The organism is Parvimonas oralis, from assembly GCF_047608425.1.
Classification (GTDB): Bacteria; Bacillota; Clostridia; order Tissierellales; family Peptoniphilaceae; genus Parvimonas.
Genome location: NZ_JBLKRS010000001.1, coordinates 560587 through 573995, shown reverse-complemented (window position 1 = coordinate 573995; position 13409 = coordinate 560587). Strand labels below are relative to the sequence as shown.

Below are 13409 nucleotides of genomic sequence, written 5' to 3'. Positions count from 1 at the left end.
TTACCTTGTTTTTTATAGATTATATATTATAGGAGGGTTTTATGGAAATTACTGCAAAATTGGTAAAAGAGTTAAGAGAAACTACCGGTGCCGGAATGATGGAATGTAAAAAGGCATTACAAGAAGTTAATGGAGATATGGAAAAGGCTATTGAATTTTTAAGAGAAAAAGGGTTAGCTAAAGCTGCTAAAAAAGCTAGCAAAGTTGCTGCTGAAGGTTTAATTACTTTAGTTATTGATGAAAATAATACTAAAGCTGCTCTTACAGAAGTAAATTCACAAACAGATTTCGTTGCTAAAAACGAAAACTTTGTAGCATTAACTAAAAAAGTTACTGAACATGTATTTGATAATGAATTAAAAAATATAGAAGAATTAAATGCATCAAATATTGATGGAACTAATTTTGAAGAATTTTTAAAATTACAAATTTCTTCAATTGGAGAAAATATTGTTGTTAGAAGATTAGCATTTGCTAAAGCATGCTGTGAAAATAGTATAGTTTGTGGATATGTTCACTTTAATAAAAAAGTAGGTGTTATCCTTAAAGCTAAATGTGATAGTGAAGCTACAAAAGCAGGCGCAAAAGATTTATTACAAAACATTTGTATGCATATTTCAGCAATGAAACCACAATTTTTAAGTTATAAAGATTTAGATTCAGAATTTGTTGAAAAAGAATATCTAGCTCTTAAAGGTTCAATTGAAAAAGAAAATGAAGAATTAGTTAGACTTGGAAAACAATTAAAGAGAATTCCGAAGTTTGCTTCAATGTCTCAAATAACTGATGAAGTTTTAAGAGCTGAAGAAGAATTATTAAAAGAAGAATTGAAGAAACAAGGAAAACCTGAAAAAATTTGGGATAAAATTTTACCTGGACAAATCGAAAGATTTATTCAAGATAATACTTTGATTGATCAACAATATGCTTTATTCAGTCAACAATATGTATTAGATGATAGTAAAACAGTTTTAGAAGCTGTTAATGATAAAGCAAAAGAATTAGGTGGAAATATTGAAATAGTAGAATACACTAGATTCGAAGTAGGCGAAGGATTAGAAAAGAAAGAAGAAAACTTTGCTGAAGAAGTTGCAAAACAAATGGGATTATAAAAATATTTTTTAAGACAGTGATTAATCGCTGTCTTTTTTGTAATTTAGAAATTTTAATAAAAATTATGATAAAAAAATTAGGTTGGAAATTTTCCAACCTAATTTTTTTATCTGTAGAATGAGCCTTGTTGCCATCCACCTTTTAAATATATAAAATGAGCAATTATGCTAACCAAAACATTAGAAATTGCCATTGCAAGCCAAATTCCGGTTGCTCCATATCCTGTTAAATACTTGAAGAAAAGTATTAAAGGAAGTCTTATTATCCAAAGTCTTATCATATCAATTGCCATTGAATATTTGCTGTTTCCTGAACCTTGGAAAAGTCCTTGATATACGAAAAACATATTTAGCATTACAAGTGTTATTAATGTATAGAACATATAGCTATTTGCTTGAACCATAAGAACTGAATCTTTTGGGGCACTTATAAAGAATGACAATATTTCATATCTAAATATAAAGCTTATAAATGCAATAATCAATGACATTATAATTATTATGATGGATGCTTTTTTAAATGTTTCTTTTACTCTTTTTATATTATTATTTCCAATATTTTGTCCAATTATTGAAGTTATGGCAGTACCAACTCCACCAGGTGGAATATTTAGTAATCCACTAATTCTATTAACCATTCCATAAGCAGCTACAGTTTCAGTTCCATAGCTTTGAATAAATGAGTTCATTATCATGAAACCTATAGCTGAACCAACTTGTCCAATTACTGAAGGTAATGTAATTCTGTAGATTCTTTTTAAAATTGATTTTTCCCATTTTATGTAAACTAAGCTATTTAAATTTAATTTTATTAAATCTTTATTTATTCTTAAGTGAAGTAAACCAACTAAACACATAATTCCTTGTGTTAATACAGTTGCTAAAGCTGCACCTTTTACTCCAAGACCAAGTCCTGTAAGAGAAGTAAATGGAATTACATCAAAAATAAAAAATGGATTTAAAATCATATTTAATATAACACAGACTGTACTAATCATAGTAGGAATGGTATTTTTTCCTTGAGCGGATAAAATTGATGAATATATATAATATAAAAATATAAATGGAATTCCAAAATAGCTATATTTTAAATATATTATACTGTATTTTGCAAGATCTCCACTAGCACCCATAAGATTTACTATTAAATTAGCACTAAAATATCCCAATAACATAAATACGATTGAGAATAATAAAGAAATATTTATCAAAGTATCTGCATATTTTTGTGCGTGTAAAAAATCTTTTCTTCCCAATAATTATGAAATTAATGATATTGCAGCTATTGAAAGACCGATACCAATTGAATTAAATAAAAATATAACAGGCCAAGTAAAACTTGTTGAAGCAAATTCAGCAGTTCCTAATTTTCCAAGCCAAAATGCATCTGCAAGAGAGTATAATTGCTGAATAAAATTATTTAAAATAATTGGGATAGATATAATTGCAATAATTTTGTAAATATTTCCATGTAAAATCATTTCACTTCTTTCTTTTTTCATACAACACCTCCCGTAATGAAATACATACTTTTATTTTATTCCACAAAAACACTAAATTAAAACATAAATATTAAAAAAATATTAATAAATAAAGGCTTTAAAAATATTATCAATTAAATAGTATTGTTATATTATATTTTAACAATGATTATTATATAATATAGATAAAATTTATAATTTTATAAAGTTTTGTTATCTAAAACAATTTTTTACATAATTAATATCTTTCTGAATAATCTTTAAAAAGTAGTATTATTTTTATTATAATAAGTTTAAATTTTATTGTTAAAAAATTATGATAAATTTAAAATATATGCTATAATATATATAGCTTTATACTTTGTTATAAAGTTGCATTTATTTATTCCATAATTTTTGTAAATTATGGTGACTATAAATTTAGGAGGAAGATATGAAAAAATCAAGAATTTTATCTTTAATGCTTGCTGGATTAGTATTAGTTGGTTGTCAAGCTAAAAAACCAGAAGATAAAAAAGAACAAACAAAAGTAGAAACTACTAAGAACTTTGAAGGAAAAACATTAAATGTAGTTGCGACATCTGAAAAGTATAAAAAACTTTTTGATAAGTTTTCAGAAGAAACAAAAGCTAAAGTTGAATTTCTTTCAATGTCAAGTGGGCAAGTTATTGCTAAGATAAAAGCTGAAGGTGGAAAACCAAGTGCTGACGTATGGTTCGGTGGTGGAATAGATGCTTTTATGAAAGCAAAAACAGATGGGCTTTTAGAAATGTATAAACCTGAAGGATTTGATAAGATTAAAGAAGGCTTTAAGGATAATGAAGGATATTGGATTTCAAAGGGAGTTACAGTTGTTGGATTTTTAGTAAATAATAAAATTTTACAAGAAAAAGGACTTACAGTTCCAAAAACTTGGGCTGAAATTGTAGATCCTAAATATAAAGATGAAATAATAATGGCAAACCCTGCAGTTTCAGGAACAAGTTTTGCTAATGTAAAAGGACTCATTGACCTATATGGCGAAGAAAAAGCATGGGATTATTTCAAAAAATTAAATGATAATGTTAAGTTTTATGGAAAAAGAGGAAAAGATCCTCAAGAAAAAACTGTTGCCGGAGAATTTGGAATTGGTATAATTCCAATTGATAAATCATCATTTGATGTTGCTGAAAAAAATAATTTAACAGCAATTTATCCTGAAGATGGTTTATGCTGGGTTCCTGAAGGAGTTGCAATATTTAAAAACAGTCCAAATCTTGAAGTTGCAAAAGCTTTTGAAGACTTTATTTTGAGACCTGAAATTCAACAAATGATTGCTGAGCTTGATGGTAAAGATGGTGGACAAATGGTTATTGATGGAACTAAAGGATATGAACTTGGTTTACCAAAGGATAAATTTATTAAAGAAGATATTGAAAGTTTTGGTAAACAAAGAGATGCTATTCTTAAGAGATGGGCAGAGTTAACACAAGGAAAATAAGATTCTAATATACTTTACATCTTATTAGTATAAGGAGGCATGTTATTTTACAATAAAAATGGGAGAGAAATCTCCCTTTTTAATTAATTATAGTTATGAAAAAATATTTTAAATTTATAGATATATTTATTATTCTTACTTTGGTTTTTTGTTTATTTACTTTTATTTTGTTTCCTTTTTTAAAAGTTTTTATTTCTACTTTTTTTATTGGTGGAAAATTTTCTTTAGAAGGATTTATTTTTTTAAGAACACAGAGTAAACTTTTATATAATTCATTATTTGTAGCATTTTTTGCTACTATACTTACAACAATTGTATCAGTTTCTATAGGAGTATTTTGTTTTAGCATAAAAAAGAGTATTAAAAGATTGATTTCATTTATTTTAATGATTACAATGATATCACCACCTTTTGTTTCATCTCTAGCTTATATAAAACTATTTGGACGTAGAGGATTTATAACACATGATATTTTTAATTTGTCATTGAATGCATATGGACCTTTTGGAATTATTCTAATGCAAAGTATTGGGCTTATTTCTTTAAGTGCTCTAATGATTATTTCTACACTTGATAACATTGATAAGGAACAGATAAATAGTGCAAGGTCACTTGGAGCAAAGACAAATAGTATAATTTTGGATATAATTTTACCTCAACTATTACCAAGTATTAAAGTTGTTGCAATTTTAAGTTTTATAAGAAGTATTGCGGATTTTTCAACACCTTTAATTATAGGTGGTTCTTTTGAAACTTTAGCTTCGAAATCCTATAATGTTTTTATTTCTGATGGAAATATTGTTCAGGCAGGAGCTATGAATATAATACTTTGTATTCCGGTTATATTTACATTTATATTTTACATTAAAAATTCAAAAATAATTTCAAATACGAATTTTGGCTCAAATATATCTGAAGTAAATATTGATAAAAAAGGAGTTATATATTCTTTTACTATTTTATTATCAACACTATTCTTGGCTTTATTAATTTTACAGTATGGTTCAATAATATTATCTGCTTTTACAGATTATTCAAAAGGAAAAATATATTTTACTTTTGAACATTTTTTTGAAATAAAGAATCATATAGATAAAACAGTTTTTAGAAGTATTTATTATTCTTTAATATCTGCATTTTTTGGAAGTTTAATTGGATTATTACTTCAATATTATATTCATATTAGAGAAGTAAGATTTTTAAAAATATTTGATTTTATAGCAACAATGCCATATATGTTACCTGGAACATTTTTTGGTATAGGATATATATTAGCTTTTAATAATTATCCAATTTATATTACGGGAACCGCTTTAATTGTAATATTAAATGTTACATTTAAACAACTTCCTTTTTCTACAAAAGTATTTAGTTCAAGTTTGGAAATAATAGATAAAAATCAAATTTTAAGTGCAAAAGATTTAGGTGCAAATGAGTTCTTTATTTTTAAAGATGTTATTTTACCTCATACTAGAAATAATTTTGTTATAAGTATGATAAATGGATTTAACAGCACAATGACTACTGTAGGTTCTATTATTTTTATAGTTTATCCAGCACAAAAGGTTTTAACTCTTGTTATGTTTGATGTTATAAACAGTGGTAAATATAATATAGCCTCAGTAATGGCTCTATTGATAATTATGATTTGTTTAAGCTTTAGTTTGCTATTTGTGTTGATTAATTATATTTTAAATAAAATAGGAGATTTTTATGTTTTTAGAAGTAAAAAATTTATGTAAAACATATGGGGAAAAACAAGTTTTAAAAGATGTAAACTTTTCACTTGATGAAGGTAGTATTCTATGTATATTAGGTCCTTCGGGTTGTGGGAAAACTACAATTTTAAATTCAATTGGAGGATTTATTAAAAATGATTCCGGTCAAATAATTTTAAATGGAGAAGATATAAGTTCATTAAATCCTGAAGTGAGAAATGTTTCAACTGTTTTTCAGTCCTATGGACTTTTTAGTAATAAAAATGTTTTAGAAAATGTAGCTTATGGTTTAAAATTTAGAAATGTAAAAAAATATGATAGAGTAAAACAGTCTATGGAAATTTTAAAAATAGTTGGACTTGAAGGATATGAATTCAGAAAAATTCATGAACTTTCTGGTGGGCAAAGGCAAAGAGTTGCACTTGCTAGAAGTTTAGTAATAAGTCCAAGATTAATTTTGCTTGATGAACCATTTTCAAATCTTGATAAAAACTTAAGAATTACAATGAGAAATGAGATAAAGAAACTTGTAAAATATTTTAAAATGACCACAATATTGGTAACCCATGACCAAGAAGATGCTTTTACAATGGCTGATAAAGTTATTTTAATGAATGATGGACAAATAATTCAAAATTCAACAGCTACTGAATTATACAATTCTCCTAATAGTGAGTTTTCACTCTCCTTTATTGGAAATTCAAATAAAATAGACGATGATAATTTCATAAGACCTGAAAAAATAAAAATAGTTGAATATGAAACTGAAAATCCTGCTGAGATTTTTGCAAAACAATTTAGAGGAGCATTTATAGAATATCAATTAAAATTAAAGGGAAATAATGAAAAAATTTTAAAAGTCATAGAATTAAATACAGGAAAAGAGAAAAATATTGGAGATTATGTTTTTATAGAATATGAATTACAAAAACTTTCAAATTAATTGAAAGTTTTTTTATTGTGAAACAACAAGGTTCCCGGATCCCACCCGATGCGAAGCATCGTGGAATGGAGGGGTTCTTATTAGAAGTTTCTTTAGCTAATTTTTTAATATTATTGAAAAGTTGAATTTTAGTTAATATTATATTATAATTAATATGGAAATTATAAAAATTAGAAAGATGTGATTTTATGGGTTTAGACAAAATGTTTTTTTTGTTATCAACTATAAGGATAACAGATATTATTGATATATTTTTAGTAAGTTTTATGTTTTATAAGTTATTCTCTTTGATAAGAGGAACAAGGGCAACTCAACTTATAAGAGGAATTTTATTTATTTTTATAGCATCAAAACTTAGTGAGTTTTTTAAACTTTATACAATAAGTTGGATTTTGAATAATGCCGTTACTGTTGGTTTTATAGCTATTTTAATAGTATTTCAACCTGAACTTAGAAGAGTTTTGGAACATATTGGAAATAATAAGTTATTAAAACCGGTAAATTTTGAAGTTTCAAGTAGTAATGTCAATGTAATTGAAGAAATTGTCAAGGCTACTTATTCTTTATCGGATAAGAAAATTGGTGCATTGATGGTATTGGAGAGAAAAACAGGACTTAGAGATATAATTGAAACAGGTATTTCTATTAATTCTGATATTTCTTATGAATTACTTATGAACATATTTATTCCTAATACTCCATTACACGATGGAGCCGTAGTTATTAGTCATGATCATATTATTGCAGCTTCTTGTTTTTTACCATTAACAGATAATAAAGAAATTTCAATGGAGCTTGGAACTAGGCATAGAGCTGGAATTGGTATTTCTGAAAAATCTGATGCTATTGTAATAGTTGTAAGTGAAGAAACTGGATATGTTTCTATCTGTGAAAAAGCTAAGATTAAAAGAGATGTTTCAAAAGAGTATTTGATGAACTATTTAGTTGAAAATTTTGTTATTGAAGAAAAAAATACTAGTACTTTTAAAGAAATCTTCCAAAATTTATTTGAAAACAAAGAAATAACAGAAGATGTAGTAAATAAGGAAGAACTTAAAGAAGAAGTTAAAAAAGAAATTATTGAAGATATAAAAGAAGAAGTTAGTGAAATTGTTGAAAATCAAGGTGATAAAATTGTTAAAAAAGATTAATATAAAGAGTATAGCAGAATCAATAAAAAAAGATTTTAAGTTAAAATTGATTTCATTGGCGGTTGGAGTTGTTATGTGGTTTCTCGTTATTGGAGGAGTTAATCCTGTGGTTACGAGACAATTTAATGATGTTCCTATAAGTTTTAAAAATCAATCTGTCCCGGATTCCAAAAAACTTGTTAGAATTAGTCCTGAAAATCCGACAGTTACAGTTACAATAACAGGAAAAAGAAGTGATGTTTATTCTGTAAATAAAAGTGATATTGTTGCTGAAGTTAATATGCAAAATGCAATTTATTCAGGATCTCATAGACTTTCAATTAATTATAAAGTTCCGTATAATGTTCAGTTTAAATCTGCTTCAGAGAATGATTTACTTGTAACATTGGACGAAGAAATAAATAAGACTTATAAAGTTGAGGTTGAAACTGTAGGGCAGATAAAAAATAAAAATCAAGTAGTTGCTATAAAAGAACCTGCGGATTCTGAAGTTACTGTTAGTGGACCTGTAAGTTATGTAAATAAAGTAAAAAAAGTTGTTTGTGTCGTTGATGTTACCAATAAGGATAGTGATGAAGTCGTTCAATCTAAAATTATTCCTGTAGATGAGTCAAATCAGGAAGTTAAAAAAGTTCATATTAGTAAAACCGACACAAATGTCTCTATTGGATTTAAGAACTTTAAAGAAGTGCCAATAAAATTAGTTGAGATAAATTCAGCACCTAGTGATGTCAAAATTTTAAAAAAGAATATTGTTCCTAATGTAGTTTCCATAGTTGGAAATTTAACAAGTTTAGAACAAATTTCAGAGATAAATACTAAACCTTTTGATTTATCACAAATAAAGGAATCTGGTTCATATAGTCTTAATTTGGAATTGCCTTCAGATGTTACATTAGTAAATAATGATCTTCGAGTAGTTATTAATATTGATGTAGACAAAAAGATTGAAAAGACAATAGAAGTAGATACTTCAAATATAGTAATAGAAAATGAAACTGGAAAAGCTGTTATTTTAAAAGGTTTACAAGATAAAGTTAAAGTTACTGTAAAAGGTTATGAATCAGATTTAGCAAATCTTAGTGCAGATTTAATAGAACTTTATGTTTCGATAAAAAAAGATGATATTGGAAAAAATGTTCAAATAAAAGCTAAAAATATTGAAAATATAGAAATTGTAAAAATTTCAAATGATATTGTTCAAGCTATTGAAAAATAAATTTTAAAAAAGCAATGGTAATTCCATTGCTTTTTTAAAGATATTAATGAGGTTATGTATGGATTTATTAAAAGGTTTAAATAATAGGCAATTAGAAGCAGTAGAGCATTTCGGTTCTCCGTTATTGGTACTTGCAGGTGCTGGAAGTGGAAAGACAAAAGTGCTGACTACGAAAATTGCTTATGCGGTTTTGGAAAAAAATGTAAGTGAATATGAAATTTTAGCAATTACATTTACAAATAAAGCGGGAAAAGAAATGAAAGAGAGAATAGAAAATATCTTTCAAAGAGATATTTCAAACATGTGGATTGGAACATTTCACTCAATTTGCTCTAAAATTTTAAGGTTTAATATAGAAAAAATTGGATATTCAAATAATTTTACAATTTATGATAGAGATGATCAAAAATTAGTTTTGAAGGAAATTTTTAAACAAAATCCTATTTGGGAAAATGTTCTTGGAGAATTTAAAAATGCTGTTATTGGAATTATAAGCGATGCTAAAGGGAAAAATGTTAAACCTGGTGATTTTACAAAGTATTTTTCTTTTGGAAATAGTACTGATGTAGTGGAAAAGATTTATAAAAAATATGAAGAGATTTTAATTAAAAATAATGCTTTGGATTTTGATGATCTTATTTTTAAAACAATTGAACTTTTCAAAAAATGTCCTGAAGTTTTAGATTACTATTCTGAGAAGTTTAAACATATTTATGTTGATGAATATCAAGATACAAATGATGCTCAATATGAAATTATAAAACTTTTAGCATCAAAATATAAAAATGTTTGTGCTGTTGGAGATATTGATCAATCAATTTATGGTTGGAGAGGTGCAAATATTTCAAATATTTTGAATTTCGAAAATGACTTTCCTAATTCAAAAATAATTTTACTTGAAGAAAATTATCGTTCAACACAGAAGATTCTAGATTGTGCTAATGAACTTATAAAGAATAATGTGAATAGAAAAGAAAAAAATCTTTGGACTAAAAAAGAGGGCGGAGATGAAATAATTTATAAAAGCTATCAAAACGAAAATTATGAGGCAATAGAAGTTGCGCAAAATATTTCAAATTTGATTTTTGAAGGTTATAATTTATCAGATATCGCAGTTTTATATCGTGCAAATTTTCAATCTTTTGCCATTGAAAATGCTCTAAGAAAAAATTCAATTGCATATAAAATGGTCGGTGGACTTAAGTTTTATGACAGAAAAGAAATAAAAGATATTTTAGCTTATTTAAAGCTAATTGCAAATCCCAAAGATGATAATGCTTTTAGAAGGATAATCAATTATCCTAAGCGTTCTATAGGGAATGTGAGTTTACAAAAATTGGAGGATTATTGCAATTTAGAAAATATAAGTCTTTTTGATGGACTTTTTAGAAATGAATTTTTAGAATCTATAAGTAAAAAATTAAGAACAGAATTCGAAGATTTTAGAGATATGATTTTTGGTTTTATCACCTGTGTTGAAGATACAGATATAGAAATCTTAGTTAAAGAGCTTTTAGATACTATTAAGTTTTTAGATTATTTAAGAGATAATGAAAAAAAAGACTTTGAAAAAAAGTCAGAAAATATAAATTTGTTTTTAGAAGAAATTTCTAATAACTATAAAGGAGTTAAATTACTAGAATATCTTGAAACAAATAGCCTTTTATCAGATATAGATAAGACAGAAGATGTAGATGAAACTGTTACTTTAACTACAATTCATTCTGCAAAGGGACTTGAATATAAGGTTGTATTTATTATCGGAATGAATGAAGGAATATTTCCGAGTGAAAGGTCGGTTAAAGAGAGAGATGATGGACTTGAAGAGGAAAGACGTTTATTTTATGTTGCTATAACTAGAGCAAAGGAAAAACTTTTTATTTCATCTACAAAGAGTATGACTATGTATGGAAAATTAAATCTTTATAGAGTTTCAAGTTTTGTTGATGAAATAATAAATTATGTTGATGACAAAAGTATTAATCTTGAATTCAATTTTGACGAAGAAAGAGTTGCTACTTCAAAAATTAGAAATGATGCTTATACAGATTATTCCAGAACTTATGTTTCTAATTCAGATTTAGGCAGAACAAAACTGGACAAACCATTAAATCATTATCAAAAACCAACTAAAACTTCATCTAAAGATATTTATAAAGTTGGAGAAAAGATTATACACGAAAAATATGGTATGGGAACTGTTATAAAATGTGAAAAGGCTGGAACAAAAGTAATGCTTATGGTTGCGTTTGATGGAGAAGGAATTAAATTGTTTGATTTAAAGAAAGACAAGCGTATAAAGAGGGCTTAATTATGGATAAAATGAAAGAAATTGTAGAAAAATTAAATCTTTGGGCATATCAGTATTACACTTTAGACGAACCTATTGTAAGTGATGCTGAGTATGATAAACTCTATGATGAACTTCTAAAATTAGAAAAAGAAGCAGGCGTAATTTTACCAAATTCTCCAACTCAAAGAGTAGGTGGAGAAGTTTTAGAAAAATTTGAAAAACATACACATTTAAAAGAACTTTATAGTTTACAAAAGGCTCAAAGTTTTGAAGAGCTTGAAGAGTTTCATAATAGATGCAAAAAACTTTTGAATGAATACAATTCTATAAATAACACGAAAAAGACTTTGGAGTATTATGTTGAATTTAAATTTGATGGATTAACTATAAATTTGACTTATGATAAAGGAATTTTAGTTTCTGCATCTACTAGAGGTAATGGAGTATATGGAGAAGAAGTTTTTGAACAAGTAAAGACAATAAAAAGTATCCCCCTTGAAATTGACTATAAAGGTTTAGTTGAAATTCAAGGAGAAGCTATTATGCCTCTTTCTGCTCTATCAAAATATAATGAGACTGCAGAAGTACCTTTAAAGAATGCTAGAAACGCTGCAGCAGGAGCGATTAGAAATTTGGACCCTAAAAAAACTGCAAGTAGAAATTTAGATGCTTTTATCTATAATGTTGGATTTAAGTCTGATGAACAATTCAAAACTCAAGAAGAAATGATTTCATTTTTAAAAGATAATAAATTTAAAGTTAATGGATATGAAAAAAAATGTCATAATATGAATGAAATTAAAGATAAAATAAACGAAATAGATATATTAAGAAAAAAAGTTGATTACTTAACTGATGGGGTTGTAATTAAAGTTAATGATTTTGAACTTAGAGAGTATTTTGGATATACAAATAAATTTCCTAGATTTGCAATAGCTTATAAATTTGAAGCCGAAGAATATAGTACAATTTTAAAAGAAGTTATATGGAATGTAGGTAGAACGGGAAAAGTCACTCCAACGGCAATTTTAGAACCAGTTGAAATAGGTGATGTAACTGTTCAAAGGGCAACTTTAAATAATTATGATGATATTTTAAGAAAAAGAGTAAAAATTAATTCGAGAGTTTTGATAAGACGTTCAAATGATGTTATTCCTGAAATTCTTGGAACAATGGATGAGAATAATGAAAATGAGATGGAAATAAAAATGCCAACACATTGTCCTTATTGTAATAGTGAATTAATTAGAGATGGAGTACATTTTTTCTGCACAAATACACTTGCCTGTACGCCACAATTAACTTCTTCACTTGTTCATTTTTCAAGCAAAAATGCAATGAATATAGAAGGACTAAGTGAAAAGACTATTGAATCATTGTTTGATAAATTAGGAGTAGATAAAGTCTATAAAATATATGACTTAAAATATGATGAACTTCTAACATTAGATAAATTCAAAGAAAAAAAGGCAAATAATTTGTTAAATTCAATAGAACATAGTAAAAAAGTTAATATTGAAAATTTTATTTATGCACTTGGAATTAAAAATGTTGGTATTAAAACTGCAAAAGATTTAGCTAAAAAGTATAAAAATTTAGATAATTTAAGAAAAGCAACTATTGAAGAACTACTACAGATTAATGATGTAGGAGAAATTGTGGCAAATTCTATTTTTGAATTTTTTAATGATGAATATAGCAAAGATGCTTTGGATATATTACTTGAAAAAGGAATAGAAGTAATTCCTTATGAAGAAATTTCAAAAAGTGAATTTACTGATAAGAAAATAGTAATAACAGGAACTTTTGAAAATTACAAGAGAAAAGATTTGGAAGATATCTTTTCTCAAAATGGACTCATAGTTCAATCTGCAGTAGCCAAATCGACAGACTTTTTAGTTGTTGGAGAAAAGGCTGGTTCAAAATTAAAAAAAGCTCAAGAGCTTGGAATTAATATAATATCAGAAGATGAACTTGAAATATTTTTGGAGAAGATAAGATAAAAATAGGGA

Annotated in this window: 8 protein-coding genes and 1 pseudogene; 8 read left to right on the top strand and 1 reads right to left on the bottom strand. The window is 26.3% G+C overall.

The window, feature by feature from the left end:
• Positions 1 to 41 precede the first annotated feature (41 nt).
• Positions 42 to 1112: a translation elongation factor Ts gene (gene tsf / locus ACMX2D_RS02790; protein ID WP_414972619.1), complete on the top strand. Its 1071-nt coding sequence runs from the start codon at positions 42 to 44 to the stop codon at positions 1110 to 1112.
• Between the two features lie 107 nt (positions 1113 to 1219).
• On the opposite strand, the pseudogene ACMX2D_RS02785 reads toward tsf, so the two are convergent.
• A pseudogene (locus tag ACMX2D_RS02785) lies at positions 1220 to 2593 on the bottom strand (MATE family efflux transporter).
• Between the two features lie 433 nt (positions 2594 to 3026).
• Here ACMX2D_RS02785 and ACMX2D_RS02780 point away from each other — a divergent pair.
• The 7 genes from ACMX2D_RS02780 (at position 3027) to ligA (ending at position 13400) form a co-directional block, all read left to right on the top strand.
• A complete protein-coding gene (locus ACMX2D_RS02780; protein ID WP_414972618.1) occupies positions 3027 to 4073 on the top strand; it encodes an ABC transporter substrate-binding protein in 1047 nt (348 codons plus the stop codon).
• 95 nt (positions 4074 to 4168) lie between these two features.
• Positions 4169 to 5815, top strand: a complete 1647-nt coding sequence (locus ACMX2D_RS02775; protein ID WP_414972617.1) for an ABC transporter permease — start codon at positions 4169 to 4171, stop codon at positions 5813 to 5815.
• Positions 5787 to 6734 (top strand): ABC transporter ATP-binding protein, encoded by a 948-nt coding sequence (locus tag ACMX2D_RS02770; RefSeq protein WP_414972615.1) that lies wholly within the window; start codon positions 5787 to 5789, stop codon positions 6732 to 6734. Before ACMX2D_RS02775 ends, ACMX2D_RS02770 begins: the two co-directional genes overlap by 29 nt.
• A gap of 188 nt (positions 6735 to 6922) precedes the next feature.
• On the top strand, positions 6923 to 7885 hold the full coding sequence (gene cdaA / locus ACMX2D_RS02765; RefSeq protein ID WP_414972613.1) for a diadenylate cyclase CdaA: 963 nt from the start codon (positions 6923 to 6925) through the stop codon (positions 7883 to 7885).
• Positions 7860 to 9104 (top strand): CdaR family protein, encoded by a 1245-nt coding sequence (locus tag ACMX2D_RS02760; RefSeq protein WP_414972705.1) that lies wholly within the window; start codon positions 7860 to 7862, stop codon positions 9102 to 9104. Before cdaA ends, ACMX2D_RS02760 begins: the two co-directional genes overlap by 26 nt.
• Positions 9105 to 9162: 58 nt before the next feature.
• Entirely contained in the window at positions 9163 to 11415 is a 2253-nt protein-coding gene (locus tag ACMX2D_RS02755; RefSeq protein ID WP_414970657.1) for an ATP-dependent helicase, read from the top strand.
• 2 nt (positions 11416 to 11417) lie between these two features.
• A complete protein-coding gene (ligA, locus tag ACMX2D_RS02750) occupies positions 11418 to 13400 on the top strand; it encodes an NAD-dependent DNA ligase LigA (RefSeq protein WP_414972612.1) in 1983 nt (660 codons plus the stop codon).
• The last annotated feature ends 9 nt before the right edge of the window (positions 13401 to 13409 follow it).

Coding starts and splice junctions, on each gene's coding strand:
- tsf (WP_414972619.1), top strand. CDS start 42: ATGGAAATTACTGCAAAATTGGTAAAAGAGTTAAGAGAAACTACCGGT.
- ACMX2D_RS02770 (WP_414972615.1), top strand. CDS start 5,787: ATGTTTTTAGAAGTAAAAAATTTATGTAAAACATATGGGGAAAAACAA.
- ACMX2D_RS02755 (WP_414970657.1), top strand. CDS start 9,163: ATGGATTTATTAAAAGGTTTAAATAATAGGCAATTAGAAGCAGTAGAG.
- ACMX2D_RS02775 (WP_414972617.1), top strand. CDS start 4,169: ATGAAAAAATATTTTAAATTTATAGATATATTTATTATTCTTACTTTG.
- cdaA (WP_414972613.1), top strand. CDS start 6,923: ATGGGTTTAGACAAAATGTTTTTTTTGTTATCAACTATAAGGATAACA.
- ligA (WP_414972612.1), top strand. CDS start 11,418: ATGGATAAAATGAAAGAAATTGTAGAAAAATTAAATCTTTGGGCATAT.
- ACMX2D_RS02780 (WP_414972618.1), top strand. CDS start 3,027: ATGAAAAAATCAAGAATTTTATCTTTAATGCTTGCTGGATTAGTATTA.